This is a genomic window from Pseudomonas sp. WS 5011, assembly GCF_012985775.1.
Classification (GTDB): domain Bacteria; phylum Pseudomonadota; class Gammaproteobacteria; order Pseudomonadales; family Pseudomonadaceae; genus Aquipseudomonas; species Aquipseudomonas peli.
This window is the reverse complement of record NZ_JAAQXA010000006.1, coordinates 165,011-189,734: the sequence shown is the minus strand read 5'-3', so window position 1 is coordinate 189,734 and position 24,724 is coordinate 165,011. Positions and strand designations below refer to the sequence as shown.

At 60.9% G+C, this 24,724-nt stretch carries 24 protein-coding genes; 12 read left to right on the top strand and 12 right to left on the bottom strand.

Features of this window, described 5'->3' with window-relative positions:
• Positions 1–48 precede the first annotated feature (48 nt).
• Positions 49–762, bottom strand: coding sequence for an SIMPL domain-containing protein (locus tag HBN63_RS09160; RefSeq protein ID WP_170049181.1), 714 nt, complete (start codon positions 760–762; stop codon positions 49–51).
• A 258-nt stretch (positions 763–1,020) separates the two neighbouring features.
• On the opposite strand from HBN63_RS09160, the gene HBN63_RS09155 reads away from it, so the two are divergent.
• The 3 genes from HBN63_RS09155 (at position 1,021) to HBN63_RS09145 (ending at position 3,956) form a co-directional block, all read left to right on the top strand.
• A complete protein-coding gene (locus tag HBN63_RS09155; RefSeq protein ID WP_167147377.1) occupies positions 1,021–2,274 on the top strand; it encodes an ATP-binding protein in 1,254 nt (417 codons plus the stop codon).
• 13 nt (positions 2,275–2,287) lie between these two features.
• On the top strand, positions 2,288–2,848 hold the full coding sequence (locus tag HBN63_RS09150; RefSeq protein ID WP_090255553.1) for a response regulator transcription factor: 561 nt from the start codon (positions 2,288–2,290) through the stop codon (positions 2,846–2,848).
• Positions 2,849–3,014: 166 nt separating this feature from the next.
• Positions 3,015–3,956, top strand: a complete 942-nt coding sequence (locus tag HBN63_RS09145; protein WP_170049180.1) for an AEC family transporter — start codon at positions 3,015–3,017, stop codon at positions 3,954–3,956.
• Between the two features lie 55 nt (positions 3,957–4,011).
• Here the strand turns inward: HBN63_RS09145 and pcaC are convergent, their stop codons facing one another.
• The 6 genes from pcaC to gatC all read right to left on the bottom strand — a co-directional run bounded on the left by pcaC (position 4,012) and on the right by gatC (position 9,258).
• Positions 4,012–4,389, bottom strand: coding sequence for a 4-carboxymuconolactone decarboxylase (pcaC, locus tag HBN63_RS09140; RefSeq protein WP_167147383.1), 378 nt, complete (start codon positions 4,387–4,389; stop codon positions 4,012–4,014).
• Between the two features lie 22 nt (positions 4,390–4,411).
• The gene (locus tag HBN63_RS09135) at positions 4,412–5,500 is read right to left on the bottom strand and encodes a calcium/sodium antiporter (RefSeq protein ID WP_170049179.1); all 1,089 of its coding nucleotides are present in this window, start codon (positions 5,498–5,500) and stop codon (positions 4,412–4,414) included.
• 100 nt (positions 5,501–5,600) lie between these two features.
• Positions 5,601–5,972, bottom strand: coding sequence for a septal ring lytic transglycosylase RlpA family protein (locus tag HBN63_RS09130; protein WP_170049178.1), 372 nt, complete (start codon positions 5,970–5,972; stop codon positions 5,601–5,603).
• Between the two features lie 71 nt (positions 5,973–6,043).
• Entirely contained in the window at positions 6,044–7,492 is a 1,449-nt protein-coding gene (gene gatB / locus HBN63_RS09125) for an Asp-tRNA(Asn)/Glu-tRNA(Gln) amidotransferase subunit GatB (RefSeq protein WP_170049177.1), read from the bottom strand.
• An 11-nt stretch (positions 7,493–7,503) separates the two neighbouring features.
• Complete coding sequence (gene gatA / locus HBN63_RS09120) at positions 7,504–8,955, bottom strand: Asp-tRNA(Asn)/Glu-tRNA(Gln) amidotransferase subunit GatA (protein ID WP_170049176.1); 1,452 nt, start codon at positions 8,953–8,955, stop codon at positions 7,504–7,506.
• 15 nt (positions 8,956–8,970) lie between these two features.
• On the bottom strand, positions 8,971–9,258 hold the full coding sequence (gene gatC, locus HBN63_RS09115; protein ID WP_160089142.1) for an Asp-tRNA(Asn)/Glu-tRNA(Gln) amidotransferase subunit GatC: 288 nt from the start codon (positions 9,256–9,258) through the stop codon (positions 8,971–8,973).
• Between the two features lie 266 nt (positions 9,259–9,524).
• Between gatC and mreB the strand changes: the two genes are divergently transcribed.
• The 8 genes from mreB (at position 9,525) to tldD (ending at position 20,554) form a co-directional block, all read left to right on the top strand.
• Positions 9,525–10,562 carry a rod shape-determining protein MreB gene (gene mreB / locus HBN63_RS09110; RefSeq protein ID WP_090255536.1) on the top strand — a complete coding sequence of 346 codons (1,038 nt, stop codon included), beginning with the start codon at positions 9,525–9,527 and terminating at the stop codon, positions 10,560–10,562.
• Positions 10,563–10,650: 88 nt separating this feature from the next.
• On the top strand, positions 10,651–11,610 hold the full coding sequence (mreC, locus tag HBN63_RS09105; protein ID WP_170049223.1) for a rod shape-determining protein MreC: 960 nt from the start codon (positions 10,651–10,653) through the stop codon (positions 11,608–11,610).
• Positions 11,610–12,095 carry a rod shape-determining protein MreD gene (mreD, locus tag HBN63_RS09100; RefSeq protein ID WP_090255532.1) on the top strand — a complete coding sequence of 162 codons (486 nt, stop codon included), beginning with the start codon at positions 11,610–11,612 and terminating at the stop codon, positions 12,093–12,095. Before mreC ends, mreD begins: the two co-directional genes overlap by 1 nt.
• A gap of 45 nt (positions 12,096–12,140) precedes the next feature.
• The gene (locus HBN63_RS09095) at positions 12,141–12,761 is read left to right on the top strand and encodes a Maf family protein (protein WP_170049175.1); all 621 of its coding nucleotides are present in this window, start codon (positions 12,141–12,143) and stop codon (positions 12,759–12,761) included.
• A gap of 61 nt (positions 12,762–12,822) precedes the next feature.
• Positions 12,823–14,280 carry a ribonuclease G gene (rng, locus tag HBN63_RS09090; protein WP_160089138.1) on the top strand — a complete coding sequence of 486 codons (1,458 nt, stop codon included), beginning with the start codon at positions 12,823–12,825 and terminating at the stop codon, positions 14,278–14,280.
• 31 nt (positions 14,281–14,311) lie between these two features.
• The gene (locus HBN63_RS09085; protein ID WP_170049174.1) at positions 14,312–18,145 is read left to right on the top strand and encodes a YhdP family protein; all 3,834 of its coding nucleotides are present in this window, start codon (positions 14,312–14,314) and stop codon (positions 18,143–18,145) included.
• Positions 18,146–18,230: 85 nt separating this feature from the next.
• Positions 18,231–19,100, top strand: coding sequence for a carbon-nitrogen hydrolase family protein (locus HBN63_RS09080; protein ID WP_170049173.1), 870 nt, complete (start codon positions 18,231–18,233; stop codon positions 19,098–19,100).
• Complete coding sequence (gene tldD, locus HBN63_RS09075) at positions 19,097–20,554, top strand: metalloprotease TldD (RefSeq protein WP_170049172.1); 1,458 nt, start codon at positions 19,097–19,099, stop codon at positions 20,552–20,554. The genes HBN63_RS09080 and tldD overlap by 4 nt, the downstream gene beginning before the upstream one ends.
• A gap of 48 nt (positions 20,555–20,602) precedes the next feature.
• On the opposite strand, the gene yjgA is transcribed toward tldD, so the two are convergent.
• Positions 20,603–21,124 carry a ribosome biogenesis factor YjgA gene (gene yjgA, locus HBN63_RS09070; RefSeq protein ID WP_160089130.1) on the bottom strand — a complete coding sequence of 174 codons (522 nt, stop codon included), beginning with the start codon at positions 21,122–21,124 and terminating at the stop codon, positions 20,603–20,605.
• Positions 21,125–21,227: 103 nt separating this feature from the next.
• Between yjgA and pmbA the strand changes: the two genes are divergently transcribed.
• Positions 21,228–22,574, top strand: coding sequence for a metalloprotease PmbA (gene pmbA, locus HBN63_RS09065; protein ID WP_160089128.1), 1,347 nt, complete (start codon positions 21,228–21,230; stop codon positions 22,572–22,574).
• 67 nt (positions 22,575–22,641) lie between these two features.
• On the opposite strand, the gene HBN63_RS09060 is transcribed toward pmbA, so the two are convergent.
• From HBN63_RS09060 to raiA, 4 genes are read right to left on the bottom strand one after another with little or no spacing between them, the layout of a single operon-like run.
• Positions 22,642–22,914, bottom strand: a complete 273-nt coding sequence (locus tag HBN63_RS09060) for an HPr family phosphocarrier protein (protein WP_090255517.1) — start codon at positions 22,912–22,914, stop codon at positions 22,642–22,644.
• 12 nt (positions 22,915–22,926) lie between these two features.
• On the bottom strand, positions 22,927–23,784 hold the full coding sequence (gene rapZ / locus HBN63_RS09055; RefSeq protein WP_090255514.1) for an RNase adapter RapZ: 858 nt from the start codon (positions 23,782–23,784) through the stop codon (positions 22,927–22,929).
• Between the two features lie 2 nt (positions 23,785–23,786).
• Positions 23,787–24,260 (bottom strand): PTS IIA-like nitrogen regulatory protein PtsN, encoded by a 474-nt coding sequence (ptsN, locus tag HBN63_RS09050; RefSeq protein WP_108488228.1) that lies wholly within the window; start codon positions 24,258–24,260, stop codon positions 23,787–23,789.
• Positions 24,261–24,275: 15 nt separating this feature from the next.
• Positions 24,276–24,584 carry a ribosome-associated translation inhibitor RaiA gene (raiA, locus tag HBN63_RS09045; protein ID WP_090255510.1) on the bottom strand — a complete coding sequence of 103 codons (309 nt, stop codon included), beginning with the start codon at positions 24,582–24,584 and terminating at the stop codon, positions 24,276–24,278.
• Positions 24,585–24,724 lie beyond the last annotated feature (140 nt).

The window sequence follows — 24,724 nt, the reverse complement described above, 5'->3', positions numbered from 1 at the left end:
AGCGCCGCTATCGTCGGATAACGGCGCTGCTTCTGTTTGTAGCAGTTTTTATGGCATCTGCACTTCGATCACACCGTCGGCGTTGATGTTGACCTGGCTGGTGCCGGCTTCGATCTCCGGCGTCACCGCCGCATCCATCATCGCCGCACCTTTCATGGCCTCCATGCGCATCGGCATAGGTGGCTGGAAACCACCGGTATTCAGGCTCAGGCTGACCAGCTTGTAACCGCTGCCGCCGAGGGCTTCGGTGGCCAATTGCGCGCGGGCCTTGAAGGCTGCCACGGCGTCCTTGAGCAGCGCATCTTCGTGGGTTTTACGGGTGTCCGAGGCGATGCTGAAGTTCATCCCGCCCATTTTCAGGGTTTGCAGCATTTCCCCGGTGAGCTTGGACAGCGCGCTGAAATCGGCGCTTTCCAGGCGCAGCTCGGCGCGCTCGCGCCAGGCGGTGATTTTCTGGCCCTTGTCATCGTAAACCGGGTAGCTGTTACGGCTGCCGGAGGTAACGCTGATGCCTTTGACCTTGCGCGCCTGAGCGATGCTGGCATTCAGGGTTTTGCTGATCTGCGCGGCGAGGGCGGCTGGGTCGCTGTCCTGGGCTTCGCTGTAGAGGGTGACGTGCATCAGGTCGTGGGCGATTTCCTTGTTGACCTCGGCGCGCAGAGCGACCTGGTTGTAGCGCGCTTCTTCGGCCATGGCTGTAGCGCTCATCAGGGTGGTGGCGCTCAGTAGCAGGGCGGTGGCGAGGCGGGACAATGGCAGCATGACGATTCCTTTGTGTGATGGGCGCATGGGGTATGCGCGGCTTTCCAGAGGGTAGACGTAGCTATCAGACTGAACGGGTTAAATCCGGTTCCACATTTTTACGGCCAGTTATTCCTTGCGCTTCAACTGGTTGCGAATAAGCGTGGCTGCGTGCTCTTTTGCTCTACAGGGTGCGTGCTGCGGCGTGTTGCCGCAGTGAGGCGTAGAGAGGCTTGGTTATACTCCTGCGGCTCGCTAAATGAGCATCTTGGAGATTCTATGCTCGCACCTGTGCAGCTACTGTCGGCGAGCCGGCAAAACCTCTGGCGCCTGACCCTGATCCGCATTCTGGTGCTGGCCGCGCAAGCTGGTTCTGTGGGGCTGGCGTACAAGTCGGGTGCGTTACCGCTGCCCTGGCTGGAACTGAGTGTCACCCTTGGCATCTCCTTGGTGCTGTGCCTGCTGACGGCGCTGCGTTTGCGCGGCCCCTGGCCGGTGACTGAGCAGGAGTACGCGGTGCAACTGGGCTGCGACCTGATCATCCACAGCCTGTTGCTGTATTACTCGGGTGGTTCGACCAACCCCTTCGTTTCTTATTACTTGGTGCCGCTGACGATTGCCGCAGCGACCTTGCCCTGGCTCTATACCATTACTCTCTCGGGGCTGGCGCTGGGAGGTTATACCTTTCTGCTGGTCTGGTCGCATCCGCTGGACCTGCCGTCAGGCCCGCGTGAGAGCCTGCTGATCTACGGTATGTGGCTGAGCTTTGCTTTGGCCGCCGGGTTGATCACCTTTTTCGTGGCGAAGATGGCCGAAGAGCTGCGCCGTCAGGAAGAGCTGCGCGCTGAGCGCCGGGAAGAAGGCTTGCGTGACCAGCAACTGCTCGCCGTGGCAACCCAAGCGGCGGGTGCGGCGCACGAATTGGGCACGCCGCTGGCGACCATGAGCGTGCTGATCAAGGAACTGCGCCGCGAGCATCAGGAACCGACCCTGCAGGAAGACCTGGCCGTGCTGCAGGAGCAGGTCAAGCTGTGCAAAGAAACCCTGCAGCACCTGGTGCGTGCCGCCGAAGCGGATCGCCGTCAGGCAGTGATCGAGCTGTCGTCAGTCGAATGGCTGGAAACCACGCTCAATCGCTGGCACCTGATGCGCCCTGAAGCCAGTTATCGCTATCAATGCCTGGGCCGTGGCACCCCTCCAAAAATGATGCCGCCGGCCGATCTGACCCAGGCGTTGCTCAACCTGCTGAACAACGCCGCCGACGCCTGCCCGGACAAGCTGGATATTCGCCTGGATTGGGATCACCAGTGGCTGCGCTTTAGCATTCGTGACTTTGGTGCCGGTGTGCCGCTGGCGATTGCCGAGCAGCTGGGGCGGCCGTTTTTCACCACCAAGGGCAAGGGGTTTGGTCTGGGCCTGTTCCTCAGTCAGGCCAGCGTCACCCGTGCCGGCGGCACGGTTAAACTGTATAACCATGAAGAAGGCGGCACGCTCACCGAGCTGAAACTGCCGCGCGCCTACGGCCGAGCCTGAGGAAGCATTGAGTATGAGTGACGAAATCCTGTTCGAAGGCGACGAACAACCGCACCTGTTGCTGGTTGACGATGACCCGACTTTTACCCGCGTCATGGCGCGGGCCATGAGCCGACGTGGCTTGCGTGTGTCGACCGCCGGTTCCGCTGAGGAAGGCCTTGCCCTGGCCGTGCAGGACCTGCCGGACTACGCCGTGGTTGACCTGAAGATGGAAGGTGATTCCGGTCTGGTGCTGCTGCCCAAGCTGCTGGAGCTGGACGCCGAAATGCGCGTGGTGATTCTCACCGGCTATTCAAGCATTGCCACAGCGGTGGAGGCGATCAAGCGTGGCGCCTGCAACTACCTGTGCAAACCGGCCGATGCCGACGATGTGCTGGCCGCGCTGCTGACCCAGCATGCCGACCTGGATAGCTTGGTGCCGGAAAATCCGATGTCAGTGGATCGCCTGCAGTGGGAGCACATCCAGCGCGTGCTCAGCGAGCATGAAGGCAATATCTCCGCCACTGCCCGTGCCCTTGGCATGCATCGGCGGACCTTGCAGCGCAAATTGCAGAAACGCCCGGTACGCCGCTAAGGGTTATTTCTATGGCCTGCCATCCGTGGCGGCCACCCTGCGGACTGTCGCTGTGCGACGTTAAAAAATGCTACCGACGTTTTTTTCCGCATGAAAGGCTGCTGAAAGCTTTCCGTCAGGCAGCCTTGCTATCATTAGCCCCCTATCTAAGTGGTCAGGGGCTGTCATGCTCGCCGTCGTTCAGCAAACCATCAGCGTTACCGCCCCGGTGTTCTCCATGCTGTTTCTCGGCGTGGCGCTCAAACGTCTGGGGCTGATTGATGCGGCCTTTATCAACACCGCATCGGCGCTGGTGTTTCGCGGCACGCTGCCCACCCTACTGTTTCTCGGCATCGTCCAGGCGGATCTGCGCACCGCCTTGCAGCCGGCCTTGCTGGTGTATTTTGTGCTGGCGACCCTGGGCTGCTTTCTGCTCGCCTGGGGCTGGGCGATCCTGCGTTGCCCGGAGGCTGATCGTGGCATCTACACCCAGGGTGCGTTTCGCGGCAACAACGGCATTATCGGTCTGGCGCTGGCCACCAACATGTACGGTGATTACGGCCTGTCGGTCGGTGCGGTGCTCGGCGGAGTAGTCATCCTCAGCTACAACACCCTGTCGGCGATTGTGCTGGCGATCTACAGCCCAGAGGCCAAGACCGATGTCTGGAGTCTGACCAAGAATATCCTCAGCAATCCGCTGATCATCGGCGTGCTGGCGGCCATTCCCTTTGCCGCCTGGCAAATTTCGCTGCCGGACTGGTTGCTGACTTCCGGGGAATATTTTGCGCAGATGAGCCTGCCGCTGGCGCTGATCTGCATTGGTGGCACCCTGACCCTGGAATCACTGCGTGAGAGCAGTGGCATGGCGATCAGTTCAAGTCTGATGAAGGTGCTCTGGTTGCCGCTGGTAGCCACCCTGGGCGCCTGGCTGTGGGGCTTTCGTGATGCCGATCTGGCGATTCTCTTTCTGTACTTTGCCAGCCCAACCGCCGCAGCTAGTTTCGTCATGGCCAAGGCAGTGGGCGGCAATCATCAGCTGGCGGCGGCGATCATCGTGCTGACAACCCTGGCCACGGTGGTGACCACCAACCTCGGGCTGTTTGTGCTGCAGTGGGCCGGTTGGATCTAGCTGTCGCGCGGGCATAAAAAAGCCGGGCAATGCCCGGCTTTCTATTTTGTTGCGATCAGGCCTGCTGGAAGTCGTCGATCACTTCTTGGGCCGCACGAAAGGCGTCGATGGCTGCCGGCACGCCGGCATACACCGCGCAGTGCAGCAGGGTTTCGCGGATTTCCTCGACCGTGCAGCCATTGTTCAGCGCACCGCGCACGTGGCCCTTGAGCTCCTGCGGGCATTTCAGCGCGGTAAGGGCGGACAGGGTAATCAGGCTGCGGGTTTTGCGGTCCAGCCCGTCGCGGGTCCACACCCCGCCCCAGGCGTGTTCGTTAACGAAGTCCTGCAGCGGCTGGGTAAAGTCCGTTGCGTTACCCAGGGCGCGGTCGACAAAGGCATCGCCCATCACTTCGCGGCGGACTTTTAGGCCTTGTGCGTGGCTGTCACTCATGCGGTTTCTTCCCAATGGACCGTCAGGCTTTCTGCTTGTGCCAGGCACGGCCGGCGATGATCACCAGGGTTACAGCAGTCAGCGGTAGGGCGTAGCCGAGCATGGCGTCACCGAAGACCTCGGCGAACGGGCGGCCGGTCGACGACAGCACCAGGTAGACCGTATAGGCCACGTAGTAGGCGAGGAACAGCAGGCCTTCCCAACGGTTGATGCGGTAGCCGGCGAAGAAAATCGGCAGGCAGGCCACGGCCACAGCGATCATTACTGGGAAGTCGAAGGCCAGGGCGTTGGCTGCGACGTTGATCGCCTGCGGCGATACCATCGAGGCCAGGCCGAGCACGCAGAGCAGGTTGAAGATGTTGCTGCCGACGATGTTGCCCACGGCGATATCGCGCTCGCCCTTGATGGCGGCCATGATCGAGGTGGCCAGTTCCGGCAGCGAAGTGCCGACGGCGACCACGGTCAGGCCGATCACCAGTTCCGAAATGCCCAGGGCGCGGGCCATGGTGACGGCGCTCTCGACCAGAAAGTTGGAGCCTGTGACCAGCAGCACTAGGCCAGCAATGATCAGCCCCAGATTAATTACCCAGGCGTAGGGTTTGGCCGGCTCATTGAGGCCGAACTCCTTGGCAAACTCGTCATCCTCATTGCTGCTCTTGTCGCGGCGCGAGCTGATAATCAGGAAGCCGGTATAGGCCAGAACGCCGGCAAACAGCAGGGCGCCGTCGAGGCGGCTGAGGCTGCCGTCCCAGGCCAGGGCATAAACCACCAGGCTGGCACCGATCATGATCGGTACGTCCAGGCGGATCAGCTGGCGCGAGACGATCAGCGGTGCAACCACCGCGGTCAGGCCAAGAATCAGCAGGACGTTGGCGATATTGCTGCCAATCACGTTACCAATCGCCAGGTCGCCACTGCCATTCAGGGCGGCTTGCACGCTGACGGCGGTTTCCGGTGCGCTGGTGCCAAATGCGACCACAGTTAGGCCGATGATCAGCGGCGGAATGCCGAATTGCGCCGCCAATTTGGCTGCGCCGCGGACCAGCACTTCTGCACCGGCCACCAGCAGCACTAGGCCGGCAATCAGATAAACAAAGGTCATCAGGGTCATTGCAAGGGGCTCCATAAAAGTGGCGCTAGTTTAATCATCGGCTTGCGTTACGCCAGAGGCTAGGCCGGGCTGTCCATGGCTTCTTTGTAAACAGCTGTGTTCAGTCGGCCAGTTGTTCCACGCGCACCGGCACTACGCCGTCGCGCAGCATATCCAGCTGTTCGGCGGCTTTTTGCGAGAGGTCGATGATACGCTTCTTGGCGTAGGGGCCGCGGTCGTTGATGCGTACCACCACTGTCTTGTCATTGCGCAGATTGGTCACCTGCACGCGGCTGCCAAACGGCAGAGTGCGGTGTGCAGCGGTCAGTGCATTCTGGTCAAAGCGTTCGCCGCTGGCGGTCTTGTTGCCGTGGTGCCGTGCGCCGTAATAGGACGCCTGGCCCTCGGCGCGGTAACCCTGCGGGTCGACCTGGCCCTGGCTGGCGCAAGCGCTGAGCAGCAAGCTGGTGATGGCAATCAGTAACAGGCGCATAGCGGTCCCTGAATGTGGAGGGCGGACAAAACAACGCCGGGTAGACCCGGCGTTGTGTCGTGCTACAAGGCTCAAGCTTCGAGCTTTTTCTTCAACAGTTCGTTCACCTGGCCGGGGTTGGCCTTGCCCTTCGAGGCTTTCATGGCCTGGCCGACGAAGAAGCCGAACATCTTGCCGCGCTTGGCTTCATCCGCAGCCCGGTACTGTTCAACCTGTTCAGCGTTGGCGGCCAGTACTTCGTCCAGCATGGTTTCGATGGCGCCCGAGTCGGTGACCTGCTTGAGGCCTTTCTTCTCGATCACTTCGTCAGCGCTTGCACCTTCACCGGCGGCCAGGGCCTCGAAGACCATCTTGGCGATCTTGCCGCTGATGGTGTTGTCCTTGATGCGCAGGATCACGCCGCCCAGCTGTTCGGCGGATACCGGCGACTGCTCGATGTCCAGGTTGTCCTTGTTGAGCAGGCTGGACAGCTCGCCCATCACCCAGTTGGCGGCTAGTTTGGCGTCGCTGCACACGGTGTTGACGGCTTCGAAGTAGTTAGCCAGTTCGCGGCTGGCGGCCAGTACGTCGGCGTCGTAGGCGGACAGGCCGAACTCGCGCTCGAAACGTGCGCGCTTCTCGACCGGCAACTCCGGCAGAGTGGCGCACACTTCGTCGAGGAAGCTCTGCTCAATCACCACCGGCAGAAGGTCCGGGCAGGGGAAATAACGGTAGTCGTTGGCTTCTTCCTTGCTGCGCATGGAGCGCGTCTGGTCCTTGTTCGGGTCGTAAAGGCGAGTTTCCTGCACCACTTTGCCGCCGTCTTCGATCAGTTCGATTTGGCGTTGCACTTCATGGTTGATGGCTTTTTCGATAAAGCGGAACGAGTTGACGTTCTTGATCTCGGCGCGGGTGCCGAACTCGGCCTGGCCTACCGGGCGCACCGAGACGTTGCAGTCGCAGCGCAGCGAGCCTTCGGCCATGTTGCCGTCGCAGATGCCGAGGTAGCGTACCAGTGCGTGGATTGCCTTGACGTAGGCCACCGCTTCCTTGGCTGAGCGGATGTCAGGCTCGGAGACGATTTCCAACAGCGGCGTACCGGCGCGATTGAGGTCGATGCCGCTCATACCGTGGAAGTCTTCGTGCAGGCTCTTGCCGGCGTCTTCTTCCAGGTGCGCGCGGGTAATGCCGATGCGCTTCTGCGTGCCGTCTTCCAGGGTGATGTCGAGGAAGCCCTTGCCGACGATGGGGTGGTCCATCTGGCTGGTCTGGTAGCCCTTGGGCAGGTCTGGGTAGAAGTAGTTCTTGCGCGCAAAGATGTTGTGCGGGGCGATTTCGGCATCAATTGCCAGGCCGAACTTGCAGGCCATGCGCACGGCTTCGGCGTTCAGTACCGGCAGGGTGCCAGGCATGCCGAGGTCAACCAGGCTGGCCTGGGTGTTGGGCTCGGCGCCGAAGGCGATGGCGCTGGCGGAAAAAATCTTCGATTGGGTGCTGAGCTGGGCGTGAATTTCCAGCCCGATTACGGTTTCCCATTGCATGTCAGTCGTCCTCAGAATCCGCTCGGTGCGTGTGTGTGCCAGTCAGTGACCTGTTGGTACTGGTGGGCGACGTTGAGCAGGCGACCTTCTTGGAAGTAGTTGCCGAGCAACTGCACGCCGACCGGTAAACCATCGACGAAGCCGGCAGGCATCGACAGGCCGGGGATGCCGGCCAGGTTAGCGGTGATGGTGTAGATGTCTTCCAGGTAGGCGGCGACCGGATCGTTGTTCTTCTCGCCGAGCTTCCAGGCCAGGTTTGGCGTGGTGGGGCCGAGGATCACGTCAACCTCATTAAAGGCAGCAACGAAATCGTTTTTGATCAGGCGGCGGATTTTCTGCGCCTTGAGGTAGTAAGCGTCGTAGTAACCAGCGGACAGCGCGTAGGTGCCGACCATAATCCGGCGCTTCACTTCCGCGCCAAAACCTTCGCCGCGTGAGCGCTTGTACAGGTCTTCCAGATTCACCGGGTTCTCGCAGCGGTAACCGAAGCGCACGCCGTCGAAACGCGACAGGTTGGAGCTGGCCTCAGCTGGGGCGATTACGTAGTAGGCGGGTATCGCGTGCTGCATGTTCGGCAAGCTGATTTCTTTAATGGTTGCGCCGAGCTTCTTTAGCTCTTCGACCACCACCATCACCTTTTCGCCGATGCGCGCGTCCAGACCTGTGCCGAAGTATTCCTTTGGTAGGCCGATGCGCAGGCCTGCAAGCGGCAGAGTCAGCGCTGCTAAGTAGTCATCAACCGGCTGATCAACGCTGGTGCTGTCCTTGGTGTCGAAACCGGCCATGGCTTGCAGCATCAGTGCGCAGTCTTCTGCAGTGCGCGCCAGTGGGCCGCCCTGATCGAGGCTGGAGGCGTAGGCGATCATGCCCCAACGCGAGACGCGGCCGTAGGTCGGCTTGATCCCGGTGAGGTTGGTCAGCGCTGCCGGCTGGCGGATTGAGCCGCCGGTGTCGGTGCCGGTCGCCGCAGGCAGCAAGCGTGCCGCCACAGCTGCAGCCGAGCCGCCGGAAGAGCCGCCCGGTACGCGGGTCAGGTCCCAGGGGTTTTTCACAGCGCCGTAATGGCTGGATTCGTTGGCCGAGCCCATGGCGAATTCGTCCATGTTCAGCTTGCCTAGGGTCACGGCGCCGGCGCTGGCGAGTTTCTCGACCACGGTGGCGTTATAGGGGGCCTTGAAACCGGTGAGGATCTTTGAGGCGCAGCTGGTCAGCACGTCTTGCGTGCAGAACAGATCCTTGTGACCCATTGGTGCGCCGAGCAGGGCGCCGTTCTCGCCGTTGGCGCGGCGGGCGTCAGCCGCAGTGGCTTGGCTCAGGGCCAGCTCCTCGGTGACGGTGATAAAGCTATTGAGCTGCGGGTCGAGTTGGGCGATGCGCGCCAACAGGCTGCGGGTCAGCTCTTCAGACGAAAACTGTTTGTCGGCGAGTCCGCGGGCGATCTCGGCCAGGGTAAATTGATGCATGGCTTGGCTTATCCCTTACTCGATGACTTTCGGAACCAGGTACAGGCCGTTTTCCACGGCGGGTGCGATGGCCTGATAGGCCTCGCGCTGGTTGCGTTCGGTGACCTGGTCGGCGCGTAGGCGCTGAGTGGCTTCCAGTGGGTGAGCCAGTGGTTCGATGCCGTCAGTATTGACCGCTTGCATCTGATCAATCAGGCCGAGAATGTTGTTGAGGGTCTCGGTGGTACCCGGGATATCGGCTTCATTCAGGCCCAGTCGGGCCAGATGAGCGATTTTCTCCACGTCGGAGCGTTCAAGCGCCATCAGGTTTCTCCCTATATGAAGCAGCGCATTTGCTGGCCGCCTTTGGAAATGTGAACGGGTCGCCATGCACAGGTGCGCAGGGAACAGATATTGACAGGTGGTGGTCAAAGGTCGCGATGATGGGCCTTAAAGCCCTGAAAAACCGGCAATCTAACATATTGGTGCCTTGCTCAAAATCCCTGCCGTTGTTAGAGTTTGCCGCACTTTTTAGCAGCGCCTTTACCGCGCTTCGCCTTTACCCACGCGTTGCCTAGGGTCCCTATCCCATGTTCAAAAAACTGCGTGGCATGTTTTCCAGCGATCTGTCGATTGACCTGGGCACTGCCAATACCCTGATTTATGTTCGCGAACGCGGCATTGTGCTGAACGAGCCGTCCGTGGTCGCCATCCGTACCCACGGTAACCAGAAGAGCGTTGTGGCGGTCGGAACCGAAGCCAAGCGCATGCTCGGCCGTACCCCCGGCAACATTGCCGCCATTCGTCCGATGAAAGACGGCGTGATCGCCGACTTCAGCGTCTGCGAGAAGATGCTGCAGTACTTCATCAACAAGGTTCACGAAAACAGCTTCCTGCAGCCGTCGCCGCGCGTGCTGATCTGCGTACCGTGCAAATCCACCCAGGTGGAGCGCCGTGCCATCCGGGAATCGGCCCTCGGTGCCGGTGCCCGTGAAGTGTTCCTGATCGAAGAGCCAATGGCCGCTGCTATCGGCGCCGGTTTGCCGGTTGAAGAAGCCCGCGGTTCGATGGTCGTCGACATCGGTGGTGGTACCACTGAAATCGCGCTGATCTCGCTGAACGGCGTGGTTTATGCCGAATCCGTCCGCGTTGGTGGCGACCGTTTCGATGAAGCGATTATCACCTACGTCCGTCGCAACTACGGTTCGCTGATTGGTGAATCCACCGCTGAGCGCATAAAGCAGGAAATCGGCACTGCGTATGCCGGTGGCGAACTGCGTGAAGTCGACGTGCGTGGCCGCAACCTGGCCGAAGGCGTGCCGCGCAGCTTCACCCTGAACTCCAACGAAGTGCTCGAAGCGCTGCAGGAGTCCCTGGCGACTATCGTCCAGGCGGTAAAAAGCGCGCTGGAGCAATCGCCGCCAGAGCTAGCGTCCGACATTGCCGAGCGTGGCCTGGTGTTGACCGGTGGTGGCGCGCTGTTGCGTGATCTGGACAAGCTGCTGTCGCAGGAAACCGGCCTGCCGGTTATCGTCGCTGAAGACCCGCTGACCTGCGTTGCACGCGGTGGCGGCAAGGCGCTGGAGATGATGGATCGCCACACCATGGACTTGCTGTCCTCGGAATAAGCGCGACCGCTCCACGTCTTGAGCTGCAAGCCGGGTTCTACTCGCTTGCAGCTTTTGTTTTGCTGCCTGACGCTGTGAGGAGCTGCTGATCAAACCGCTATTTGCCAAAGGTCCTTCGCTGGGTGTGCGCCTGTTGGTGTTCACCGTGTTGTCGGCTGCGCTGATGGTGGTCGACGCGCGCTTCACTTTGCTGCATCCGTTGCGCGCCCAACTAGGGCTGATTGTTGAACCTGTGTATTGGGTTGGTCGGCTGCCCGTTCGGGTGTGGGAAAGCGCGACCCAGGAGCTGAGCACGCGTAACGAGCTTGCCGCCGAAAATGAAAAGCTCAAGGCCGAGCAGTTGATGATGCAGCGTCGTCTGCAGAAACTCGCTGCGCTCACCGAGCAGAACGTGCGCTTGCGTGAGCTGCTCAACTCGGCCGCGTTGGTCGATGACGATGTACTGGCCACCGAGCTGATCGGTATTGACCCCAATCCCTTTACCCACCGGATCCTGATCGACAAAGGTGAAAAAGACGGTGTGGTATTGGGTCAGCCCGTGCTGGATGCCCGCGGTCTGATGGGCCAGGTCGTCGAGGTCATGCCCTACACCTCTCGCGTTCTCCTGCTGACCGATACCACCCACAGCATTCCCGTGCAGGTCAATCGCAACGGCCTGCGCGCCATCGCCAGTGGCACCGGTAACCCTGAGCGCCTGGAGTTGCGCCATGTTGCTGACACGGCGGATATCAAAGAAGGCGATCTGCTGGTCAGCTCTGGCCTTGGTCAGCGCTTCCCGGCCGGTTATCCGGTGGCCATGGTGTCCGAAGTGATCCACGACTCCGGTCAGCCTTTTGCGATTGTCCGTGCAGTGCCCACGGCCACGTTGAACCGCAGCCGTTACATGCTGCTGGTGTTCACCGATCCGCGTACGCCGGAGCAGCGCGCCACTGAGTCAGCGCAGGCGCAGGAAGCCCTGGATCGTGAAATTCTGCAGCAGGCGCAACCCGAACGACCTGCGGGCCCCGCACCCGCAGCGCCCGCCAATCCGACGGAGGCCGCGCAATAATGGCCGCACGATCAAGCAACATCTGGGTGGTCTGGCTGACACTTGCTGTGGCGCTGCTGCTCAGCGTGTCGAGTATGCCCAAGTTCATGGAGCTGGGGCGGCCGCTCTGGTTGGCATTGTTTCTGACCTACTGGGTCTTGGCCGTGCCGCATCGTGTGGGCATGACTACGGCCTGGGTTATTGGTCTGTTAGCTGATGTGCTGAATGGCACCTTGCTCGGCCAAAATGCGCTGATCCTGACTCTGATTACTTTTCTGGTGCTGACCCTGCATCAGCGTCTGCGCATGTTCCCCATGTGGCAGCAAAGCACCGTGCTGCTGGTGGTGTTCGGTTTGGCGCAGCTGGTGCAGCTGTGGCTGAACGCGCTGACCGGCAGTCGCCCGCCAACCTTGACCTTTGTCTTGCCAGCGCTGGTCAGTGCGCTGCTCTGGCCTTGGGTCTGCACTTTGCTGCGCGGGCTGCATCAGCGTCTGGGCGTCAATTAAGCAAGGCCGCTGGGCCTTGCGTTTATCCGACAGGGAGAAGTCAGCATGGCCACCCTCTATCTCGCCTCCGGATCGCCGCGTCGCCGCGAGCTGTTGACGCAAATTGCTGTGCCCTTCCTCACGCAAATCGCACCGATTGATGAAAATGCATTGCCAGGCGAGTCGCCAATCGCCTATGTAGAGCGTCTGGCGCTTAGCAAAGCGCAAGCTGGGCTGGCTGCATTGACCGATACCGCGGATGCCGTGGTGCTCGGTGCAGATACGGCTGTGGTGCTTGATGGACGAATTCTTGGCAAGCCGACCGACCGCGCCGATGCGTTGTCGACGCTCAGTGATCTGTCTGGGCGAACCCATGAGGTGCTGACGGCCGTGGCGCTGGTCAGCCGCGAACGCCAAGCGTCGCGGGTGGTCACAAGCCAGGTCACCTTCCGTGCATTGAGTCAGGCCGAAATCGAGGCTTACTGGGCCAGCGGCGAGCCGCAGGACAAGGCCGGGTGTTACGGTATTCAGGGCCTGGCTGCGGTGTTTGTCAGCCAGTTGCAGGGCAGTTATTCGGCGGTGGTGGGTTTGCCGCTGTGTGAAACTGCCGCGTTGCTCGCAGAATTTGCTATTCCGTGCTGGCAGTCGCTGCCAGTTCACAGTCAAGAGGTTGCGGGTCGCGGGTGAGTGATCGCCATTATCGGCGCAGTCCCTGGGCTTTCAGCTTTATCTCAGAAGAGATGAGCGCATGAGTGAAGAGATCCTGATCAACATCACGCCGATGGAATCGCGCGTGGCGGTGGTGGAAAACGGCGTACTGCAGGAAGTGCATGTCGAGCGCACGCAGAAGCGTGGCATCGTCGGCAATATCTACAAAGGCAAAGTGGTGCGCGTACTGCCGGGCATGCAGGCGGCCTTTATCGATATCGGCCTCGAGCGTGCGGCGTTTATTCACGCGGCGGAAATTTCCACCCGTGAAGGCTCGGCGGTGGAAAGCATCAGCGCTCTGGTGCATGAAGGCCAGAGCCTGGTCGTGCAAGTGACCAAGGATCCGATTGGCAGTAAGGGCGCGCGTCTGACCACCCAGCTGTCGATTCCCTCGCGCTACCTGGTCTATATGCCGCGCACCGCCCACGTTGGCATCTCGCTGAAAATTGAAGACGAAGCCGAGCGCGAGCGGCTCAAACAGGTGGTAGCTGATTGCGTGGCGGCAGAAGGCATCGAGGAAGCCGGTGGTTTTATTCTGCGCACCGCGGCTGACGGTGCCGGTGCTGATGAAATCCTTGCAGACATCCGTTACCTGCGCCGCCTTTGGGAACAGATCGCCACGCAGATGAAGGTCGGCCCGACGCCGCTCGTGATCTATGAAGACCTGTCCCTTGCGCTGCGCACCCTGCGTGACCTGGTCAACCCGAAAATCGAGAAGATTCGCGTCGATTCACGCGAAACCTTTGGCAAGATCACCCAGTTCGTCGATGAGCTGATGCCGGAAATCGCCGACCGCCTGGAGCATTACCCTGGCGAGCGGCCGATCTTCGATCTGTATGGCGTCGAGGATGAAATCCAGAAGGCGCTGGAGCGCAAGGTGCCGCTCAAGTCCGGCGGTTACCTGATCATCGATCCAGCCGAGGCGATGAGCACCATTGATGTGAATACCGGCGCGTTCGTCGGCCACCGCACGCTGGAAGAGACCATCTTCAAGACCAATCTGGAAGCCGCAACAGCGATAGCTCGCCAGCTGCGCCTGCGCAATATCGGCGGGATCATCATCATCGACTTCATCGACATGGAAGATGAAGAGCACCAGCGCCAGGTACTGCGTACCTTGGAGAAGCAGCTGGAGCGCGACCACGCCAAGACCAATATCATCGGCATCACCGAGCTGGGCCTGGTGCAGATGACCCGCAAACGCACCCGCGAGAGCCTTGAGCAGGTGCTATGCGAGCCGTGCAGCGCCTGTCAGGGGCGCGGCAAGCTGAAAACGGCGGAGACCACCTGCTACGAAATCTTCCGCGAAATTCTGCGTGAGGCGCGGGCCTATCAACCGGAAGGTTATCGCGTGTTGGCCAATCAGAAAGTGGTCGACCGGCTGCTCGATGAAGAGTCGGGTAACGTCGCCGATCTCGAAGCCTTTATCGGTCGCACCATCAAATTCCAGGTTGAAACCATGTATTCCCAGGAACAGTACGATGTGGTGCTGCTCTGATATGCGCGTTTACCGCCTGGGCGTGAACTGAATGGCCGCGTTGGCGCGCTGGGTTACCTTGCTGCTGCGTACGGCATTGGGGCTGTGCGCTTTGACTCTGGTATTGGCGGCGCTGTATGTCAGCCTCGGGCGCGAGCTGGTGCCGCTGGTCGCCGAATACCGTCTGGAAGCCGAAGACAAGGCCCGTGAAGCGTTGGCCATGCCGGTGCAGATCGGTGAATTGGAAGGCCTCTGGCAGAGTTTTTCGCCCGTACTTACCGCTCACGATGTTGCGCTCGGTGAGGGTGCAGGCGCCTTGCAGCTGGATCAGGTGCGCGTAGTGCCTGATGTGCTGGCTAGCCTGTTGGCGCGTCAGTTGCGCATTGCCCGGCTTGAGCTTGATGGCGTGCAGCTGGTCGTGCAGCAAGCTGAAGACGGCAGCTGGTCGCTCAAGGGCTTACCGCAGCGCAATGAACCCGCGCCGCTCGATCTGGCTCAGGTGCTGACACAGTCGCAGATGCTCAAGCGCCTGTCGCTGTTCAACAGCCAAGTCACCATACAGGCCTTCGATCAGCCGGCACGAACCCTGACTTATGTAAACCTCACCCTGCGTAACGGCAGCGCGCGTCAGCGCCTGGACGGCCGCCTGCTGTTGCCCGATGGCCAGCCGCTTGCCCTGCAGTTGCGCACACGTATAAACGCCAAGCACTGGCAGGACGCCAAAGCCGAGCTGTATCTGAGCCTGCCGCAGAGCGATTGGGCGGCTTGGGTGCCGACGAGCCTGTTGGCGCAATGGCGGCTTGAGCAGTTGCAGCTGGGCGGTGAGGTCTGGCTGAGCTGGGCCAATGGCGGCGTGCAGCGGGCTGTCAGTCGCCTGCATGTGCCGCTGCTCAAGGCCGGCTACGCCGAGCGCGAGTCGGTGGCGCTGAATAATCTTGCGCTGAATGCTTATTTCACCCGCACCGAGCAAGGCTTCAAACTGCTCCTGGATGATCTGGCGTTCAGTCGGGGTGAGCAGCGTTGGGGCGATGTCCGTCTTGCATTGACCCAGCAGGCAGAGAGCGCAGAAGTACAGGAACAATGGTTGCTGAGTGCTGATCGCCTTGATCTGGCGCCACTTCAGCCCTTGGTGGCAGGGCTTGCACCACTTCCGGATAAGGGGCTGGCGCTGCTTGAACAACTCAAACCGCATGGCGCGCTGCGCAATCTTCAACTCGACTACCGGCCGCTGCTGAGTGATGGCAAACGCCTGCAGTTCTCGGCCAATCTAGAACGCATCGGTTTTGCCGCATACCTTGGCTCGCCGGCCGCAGAAAATGTCAGTGGCAGCATCAGCGGTGATCTCGGACAAGGTGAGTTACGCCTGGACAGCGAAGATTTTTCCCTGCACCTCGACACCCTGTTCCCTAAACCTTGGGTCTACCAGAAAGCCAACGCCTTGCTGACCTGGCAGATTGACGAGCAGGCCTTCACCTTACGCAGCCCTTACCTGCGTGTGCAGGGTGAGGAGGGGCCGGTCGCCGGTGACTTCCTCATCCGCCTGCGTGTTGACCCGACGCAGGAAGATTACATGGACCTGCGTGTCGGGCTGCGCAACGGCGATGCGCGCTTTACCGAGAAATACCTGCCAAGCCGTGCGCCGGGCATGAGTGCCGACTTGGATGCCTGGTTGAAAAGTGCCATCCGGGGTGGCGCGGTGGATGAAGGCTATTTCCAATACCAGGGTTCGCTGAACAAAGGTGCAGAAAATGCTGCACGCAGCATCAGTCTGTTCTTTGCTGTGCATGATGCCGAGTTGGCCTTTCAGCCCGGCTGGCCAGCCCTGCGTGAAGGCCGTGGTCGTGTCTTGATCGAGGACACCGGCGTACGCGTTGAGTTGGCCGAAGGGCGCATTCTCGATAGCCAGGTGAGCGATGCTCAGGCATTGATTGCGACGGCATTGCCGGGCCAGCCGCCGCGTCTGTTGCTGACCAGTGAGCTGAGCAGCAACGTTGAGGATGCCCTGCATATCCTGCAACAGGCGCCGATAGGCACTGCTGAAACGTTTGCGGGATGGGCTGGTGCAGGTGCGCTGGCCGGCAAGCTCAAGCTTGATCTGCCGCTGCGCAAGGGCTTAGCTCCGGCAGTGGTGGTGGATTTCGCTACTGAAAGCGCACAACTCAGCTTGCCCAATCCGCCGCTGCAATTCAGTCAGTTGCAGGGCGCCTTCCGTTACAACACCGCCAGTGGCCTGAGTGCCCCGGATATTCGTGCCCAGGTGCTGGGTCATGCGGTGCGCGGCAAAGCGTTGGCCGAAGGTGCGCGAGGTAAAGCACGCAGCCGTATTGAGGCCAGCGGAGAGATTGCCGTCAAAGAACTGAGCGCTTGGCTTGGGGTGACCCAGCCGCTGCCCATCAGCGGTACGCTGCCGTATCGCCTCAACCTGATTCTCGAGGGGGCCGACAGTCAACTGCGCGTGAGTTCATCCCTCAAAGGCGCGACGGTGGCCTTGCCTGCACCGTTCGGCAAGGCCGCTGCCGAGGCGCGGGCGACGCAGTGGCGCATGAGCCTGGGCGGCCGTGAGCAGCGCTACTGGTTGGATTACGCCGATTTACTGAGCCTGACCTTCGCTGCTAGCCCAGGCCAGTTCAATCAGGGGCGTGGTGAGATTCGCTTGGCCGACGGTCCAGCCAGCCTGCCTGCCAGCCAAGGCTTGCGCGTGCGTGGGCGCGTGGCAGAGCTGGATTGGTCGGCCTGGCAGGCGGTGTTGCAGCCCTATGCCAGTGTGCCGATCGGTGATGCACAGCGGCTGTTCAAGGATGCGCAGCTGCGTATTGGACGTTTCAGCGGCTTTGGCATCAGCCTCGATACGCTGGAGGTCGCGGTTCAGCGTGAGGCTGCCACCTGGGCAGTCAGTCTCGACAGCCCGCAGCTCAGAGGCCAGGTCGGCTTGCCGGATGCCCGTGAGCTGCCGATTGCTTTGACACTCGACTATCTGCGCTTACCAGCGGCAGAGAAGAAAATCGCCGGCGAGCCTGTAGTCGATGCGCCCGATCCGCTGGCCAGTTTTGATCCGAGCCGTTTCCCGGCGCTGGACGTGCGGATCGCCGAGGTCTATCAAGGCATTGAACCGCTGGGCAGCTGGTCACTCAAAGCGCGCCCGGTCAGTGCCGGTGTGCATTTCAACGAGTTGGACCTCAACCTCAAAGGCCTGAAGATTGGCGGCCGCGCCACCTGGCTAAACGCCGCAAATGGCGTGCGCACGAGCTACAGGGGGCGCATGGAAGGTGCCGATCTGGCCGATGTGCTGATCGCCTGGGGCTTTGCACCGACGGCCAGCAGCCGCGACTTTCATATGGATGTCGAGGGTGATTGGCCAGGCTCGCCGGCCTGGTTCGGCTTGAAGCGTTTCAGCGGTACGCTGGATGCTTCGCTGCGCAAAGGCCAGTTCTCCGAGGTGGAGGGGCCGGCTTCGGCGTTGCGGGTTTTCGGCCTGTTGAATTTCAACTCGATCGGCCGACGCCTGCGCCTGGATTTCTCCGACCTGCTTGGCAAGGGCCTGAGCTATGACCGAGTTAAGGGATTGCTGGTGGCCGATAACGGTGTATTCGTGACCCGTGAGCCGATCACCCTTGAAGGCCCATCGAGCAATCTGGAGCTTAATGGCACCCTGGATATGGCCAATGACCGTATCGATGCCAAGTTGTTGGTGACCTTGCCGGTGACCAACAACCTGCCACTGGCTGCGCTGATAGTCGGTGCGCCTGCCATCGGTGGTGCACTGTTTATCGCCGATAAGCTGCTGGGTGACCGCGTGGCGCGCTTTGCCAGTGTGCAGTATGACGTTAAGGGTGCCTGGCAGAATCCGGACATCAGCTTCGACAAACCCTTCGAAAAACCTCAGTAAACCGTGCATGGCTGATATGCAGCCGTGCAGTCTGCAGGTATGGCTTGTAAGCTGAAGCCATACCGACATTGAGATAAAGGCAGTCATGACTTTCGCTGTCATTCAAATGGTCAGCCAGGCCGATGTCCTGGCCAATTTGGCCCAGGCTCGGCAGTTGCTTGAGCAGGCTGCCGCACAAGGTGCGCGATTGGCCGTGCTGCCGGAAAATTTCGCTGCCATGGGCCGGCGCGATCAGGCCGCGCTGGGGCGCGCCGAAGCGTTGGGCGCGGGACCGATTCTGCCTTGGTTGCAACAAACTGCCCGTGACCTGGGCTTGTGGATTGTCGCCGGCACCTTGCCTTTGCCGCCGGATGGCCAGCCCGATGGCAAAGCTCATGCCTGCTCGCTGCTGATCGATAATGCCGGCCAGCGCGTGGCACGCTATGACAAGCTGCACTTGTTCGATGTGGATGTCAGCGACAGCCATGGCCGTTACCGCGAGTCGGATGATTATGCCTTCGGCGCTCAGGTCGTGGTTGCCGATACCCCGGTCGGGCGCTTGGGCATGACCGTTTGCTATGACCTGCGCTTTCCCGAGTTGTACAGTGCCCTGCGCGCAGCCGGTGCAGAGCTGATCTGCGCGCCGGCGGCCTTTACTGCGGTTACCGGAGCCGCACATTGGCAGATATTGACTCGCGCGCGGGCCATCGAAACCCAGTGCTACGTGCTGGCGGCTGGACAGGGTGGCACTCATCCTGGCGGGCGCGAAACCTTTGGTCATTCAGCACTGGTCGATCCCTGGGGCCGCGTGCTCGCCGAGCTGCCGCAGGGGCCTGGCGTACTGCTGGCCGAACGGGATGCAGCCGAGCAGGCGGCGATCCGCCAGCGCATGCCGGTGGCGCGGCATAAACGATTTTTTGCGGCAGCCGAACCACGGCTGCCAGGTGCAACAGTCATCAACGAGATTGAGCAATGAACAGTATGTTGGTATCCGTCAGTGAACATCTGCTGGGGCCGGGCGGCTTGACCATTGAACACCTGCCTGCGGTTCTGGCTGACTTGGCCGGGCCGGGAATCGATGCGGCCGACCTGTACTTCCAGAGCCAGGTCTCAGAAACCTGGGCGCTGGAAGACGGCATCGTCAAGGAAGGCAGTTTCAACCTCGATCAGGGTGTCGGTGTACGCGCTCAGTCAGGTGAGAAAACTGGTTTTGCCTACAGCAATGCGATCACTGCCGATGCCCTGAGTCAGGCTGCGCGAGCTGCCCGTTCGATTGCTCGTGCCGGGCAGAGCGGTCGAGTGCAAGCGTTCAGCAGCCCGCTGGTCAAACCGCTGTATGCCCAGGACAACCCGTTGGATGTGCTGGGGCGGGCGGAAAAGGTCGAGCTGCTCAAACGCATCGACGTCGCTACCCGCGCCCTTGACCCACGCATCAAGCAGGTCTCGGTCAGCCTGGCTGGGGTGTGGGATCGCGTTCTGGTGGCGGCGAATGACGGCAGCCTGGGCGCGGACATTCGCCCGCTGGTGCGCTTCAATGTCAGCGTGATCGTCGAGCAGAACGGTCGTCGCGAGCGCGGCAGCCAAGGCGGCGGCGGGCGTACCGATTACCGCTACTTCCTCGAACAGACCAGCAATAACGAAGAGCGCGCCATGGGCTATGCCCGTGAGGCGCTGCGTCAAGCACTGGTCAATCTGGAAGCGATTCCAGCTCCAGCAGGCACGATGCCCGTAGTGATGGGCGCCGGTTGGTCTGGCGTGCTGCTGCACGAGGCCGTCGGTCATGGCCTGGAGGGCGACTTCAACCGTAAAGGCAGTTCGGCCTACAGCGGCCGCATGGGCGAGCAGGTGGCGTCCAGCCTGTGCACCATCGTCGACGATGGCACCCTGGCCGAGCGCCGTGGTTCCCTGAGCATGGACGATGAAGGCACCCAGACCCAGTGCACCACGCTGATCGAGAACGGCGTGCTCAAGGGCTACATGCAGGACAAACTGAATGCCCGCCTGATGGGCGTGGCCTGCACCGGTAACGGTCGTCGTGAGTCCTACGCGCACCTGCCTATGCCACGCATGACCAACACGTACATGCTGGCCGGCGAAAGCGACCCGGAAGAAATCATCCGTTCGGTGAAGAAGGGCATCTACTGCGCCAACCTCGGCGGCGGCCAGGTGGATATCACCAGCGGCAAGTTCGTGTTCTCCACCAGCGAGGCTTACCTGATCGAAGACGGTAAGATCACCGCCCCGGTTAAAGGCGCCACCCTGATCGGCAATGGCCCGGAAGCCATGAGCAAGGTGTCGATGGTTGGTAACGACCTGGCACTGGACAGCGGCGTTGGCACCTGCGGCAAGGACGGCCAATCGGTGCCGGTTGGCGTGGGCCAGCCGACGCTGAAGATTGATGCGATTACGGTGGGCGGTACGGGCAGCTAAAAATCGTCGATTGGGTTGAGCGTTGCGCAGCCCAATCGATGTGCTGGTCTAGCGCAAGCCGCGCTGGGTTTCGTCCAGTTCGCGGATGTATTTGAAAATTTTGCGGGACGCGGCAGGCGCTTTGTTCTGCGCCAGTTCGTGCTGGCCCTGACGGATCAGCTGGCGCAGGTGCTGGCGGTCGGCGTCGGGGTATTCGACGACAAATTTTTCCAGGGTGTCGTCGTCGCCGTTGAGCAGGCGGTCACGCCAGCGTTCCAGGTTATGAAAACGTTCGTTGTACTGGCGGGTTGAGGCATCCAGCTGGTCGAGCAGGGTCAGGATGGCTGGGATGTCCTGGTCGCGCATCAAGCGGCCAATAAACTGCACATGGCGCTTCTTCGCGGCATTGGCGGTGTGTTTGGGCGCTTCGGCCAGCGCGCGGCGCAGCTCGTCGGTCAGCGGCAGCTTGTTTAGCAGATCAAGTTTCAGGGTAGTCAGGCGTTGCCCCAGATCCTGCAACGCATGAAACTCGCGCTTGATCTGGGTTTTGCTCTTCTCGCCGGAGAAGTCGTCGTCAAGGTATTCAGACATGGTGGCGGTCCAGTGGAAAACGCCGACATGATAGCAGCAAGTTTCCAGCTGTAAGCGTCTGGCCTGTGTGGCCGCGCTTGTCGCTTATCGTTCAGGAGTTCTTATGAGTGCAGTAGACATCGTCGGCCCGCAGGCTGTGCCGCATTTACAGGCGCAGGTGGAGCAGATTATTGCCGAGGCTAAAAAGCAGGGCGCGAGTGCCTGCGAGGTTGCCGTCTCGGTGGAGCAGGGCTTGTCCACCACGGTGCGTCAGGGTGATGTGGAAACAGTCGAGTTCAACCGCGACCAAGGTTTTGGCATCACGTTGTATGTGGGGCAGCGCAAGGGCTCTGCCAGCACCTCTGCAAGTGGTGAGGCGGCGATCCGTGAAACGGTCGCGGCCGCCCTGGCGATTGCCAAACATGCCTCTGAAGACGAATGCGCCGGCTTGGCCGATGCTGCACTGATGGCCCGCGAGCTGCCCCAGCTGGATTTGTACCACGCCTGGTCGATCACGCCTGAGCAGGCCATCGAGCAGGCCTTGAGCTGTGAGGCTGCGGCTTTTGCTGCCGATCAGCGGATCAAGAACGCCGACGGCACCACGCTGAATACCCATCAAGGCTGCCGGGTTTATGGCAACAGCCATGGCTTTATCAGCGGTTACGCCAGCACGCGGCACAGCTTGAGCTGCGTGATGATCGCCGAAGACGGCGGGCAGATGCAGCGCGACTATTGGTACGACGTTAATCGCCAGGGCGAGTTGCTGGCCGATGCCAGCAGCATTGGTCGTCGTGCCGCCGAGCGTGCGGTAAGCCGGTTGGGTGCGCGTCCGGTACCGACCTGCGAAGTGCCAGTGCTGTTCGCTGCAGAGTTAGCGGGTGGGCTGTTTGGCAGTTTTCTCGCGGCGATTTCCGGCGGCAATTTGTACCGCAAGTCGTCGTTTCTTGAAGGGACACTAGGTCAGCAGTTATTCCCTACGTGGTTGACACTGGATGAGCGCCCACATATCCCCCGTGCGCTGGGCAGCGCTGCCTTTGATGGCGACGGTCTGGCGACCTACGCAAAATCCTTTGTCGAGCGCGGCGAGCTGCTGTCCTATGTGCTCGGCACCTACTCCGGACGCAAGCTGGGCATGCCCAGCACCGCCAACTCCGGTGGGGTGCATAATCTGTTTGTCAGCCATGGCGATGAAGACCAGAAGGCGCTGCTCAAGCGCATGGGGCGTGGTTTGCTGGTTACCGAGCTAATGGGCCAGGGCCTGAATATGGTCACCGGTGATTATTCGCGCGGTGCCGGTGGCTACTGGGTTGAGAATGGCGAAATCCAGTTCCCGGTGCAGGAAGTCACGATTGCCGGCAACCTGCGCGACATGTTCAAGCAGATTGTTGCAGTCGGTAATGATCTGGAACTGCGCAGCAATATTCGCACAGGTTCGGTGCTGATCGAGCGGATGACCGTGGCGGGTAGTTGATTCCGCTTGCATGAAAAAAGGGGCTGTCGCGTAAGCGTTCAGCCCCTTTTTACTGCCTCACAATCAGCTATTCGCCTTCGTCGAAGTAGTTGTTGATCAGCTCGCTCAGGGCCTGCAGCGCCTCGCTATCCTGCTCGCCTTCGGTGTGCAGGTGCACCGGTGTGCCTTTGCCGGCTGCGAGCATCATTACTGCCATGATGCTCTTGCCGTCGACCAGACTCTCCGGTGTGCGGCCTACCTTAACCTGGCAGGGAAAACGCCCAGCGACGCCGACAAACTTGGCCGCCGCACGGGCGTGCAGGCCAAGCTTGTTGATAATTGTGATTTCGCAGGCGGGCATCGCGGCAATTCCTTAGCTGAGGTCGCGGTGGCGAGTCTGAACGTTTTTCAGGATGGGTTTGAGGGTTTCCCCCAGGCGGTTGGCCAGGTACACCGAGCGGTGGTGGCCGCCGGTGCAGCCAATCGCCACCGTGACATAGGCGCGGTTGCTGGCGGCAAAGCGCGGCAGCCATTTGGTCAGGTAGGCGAGGATGTCCTGGTACATGTCTTCGACATCGGCCTGGGCCGAGAGGTAGTCGACTACCGGCTGGTCGAGGCCGGAGAAGTCGCGCAAGTCCGGCTTCCAATAGGGGTTGGGCAGGCAGCGCACATCGAAGACCAGGTCGGCGTCCACCGGCATGCCGCGCTTGAAACCAAAGGACTCCAGCAGAAATGCAGTACCCGGCTCAGGCTGATTAAGCAGGCGCAGCTTGAGGCTGTCGCGCAGCTGGTACAGATTGAGGTGGGTGGTGTCGATCTTAAGGTCGGCCAGGTCGATGATCGGCCCTAGTAGCAGCGCTTCATCGGCGATGGCTTCAGCCAACGAGCGGCTCTCGTTGGTCAGCGGGTGGCGCCGACGGGTTTCCGAGAAGCGCTTGAGCAGGGTTTCTTCGTCGGCATCCAGGTAGATCACATCGCACTTGATGTGCCGTGCGCGAACTTCTTCAAGCAGCTCGGGAAAGCGCTTTAGGTGGCTCGGCAGGTTGCGCGCATCAATCGACACCGCGACCTGCGGATGCAGCAGTTCGGTGTGCAGCAGGGCGCGCTCAGCCAGTTCAGGCAGCAGCCCGGCTGGCAGGTTGTCGATACAGTAGAAACCGTTGTCCTCAAGCACATCGAGGGCGGTGCTCTTCCCAGAGCCGGAGCGACCGCTAACGATGATCAGGCGCATGCTCAGGCTCGGTTGAGTTGGCTTTGTACGTCCACTACCACCTGATACAGGGCTTCGCTGCTTTCCGCTTGGCGCAGGCTGGCACGCACATCGCTGCGATCGAGCATGCTGGCGATCTGCCGGAGCAGTTCCAGGTGAGCGTCGGTGGCAGCTTCGGGCACCAGCAGGACAAACAGCAGGTCCACAGGCGCACCGTCGATGGCGTCGAAGTCTACAGCAGCGTCCAGGCGCAGCAAGGCGCTGATCGGCGCGGTACAACCCGGCAGGCGACAGTGCGGAATGGCAATGCCATTGCCGAAACCGGTCGAGCCAAGTTTTTCCCGGGCTATCAGGCTTTCGAAGATGTCTTGGCCGTCCAGGTCAGGTAGCTCACGGGCCACCAGGTTGGCAATCTGTTCGAGGACACGTTTTTTGCTGCCGCCCGGCACGTTCACTAAAGAACGGCCGGGGGTCAGGATAGTTTCAAGTCGGATCATAGGAGATAGACGATGTCAGCGGGCCATAGCGCCCTGTTGACGTTCGAGCTGTTTTTCCTTGTGTTTGATGAGTTGTCGGTCGAGTTTATCAGTCAGTAGATCGATGGCTGCGTACATGTCTTCATGTTCAGCATTGGCGACAACTTCACCGCCAGCAATGTGCAGGGTCGCTTCGATTTTCTGTTTGAGTTTCTCGACCTCCATGGTGACTTGTACATTGGTGATCTTGTCGAAGTGGCGCTCCAATCGACCGAGTTTTTCGGCGATGTAGTCGCGTAGGGCGTCGGTCACATCCAGCTGGTGTCCACTGATGTTGACTTGCATACCGCTTTCTCCTTGTTGCCGTGTGTAAGAGGCAGGCATGAGGCCTGCCGCCGGAACACTGTGGCGTGGAAGACTCGGGCAGAACGAGCCTGGCACTATCGCTGATTGCATGTTGGCAGTATGGCTGCTTTTGCGAAAAG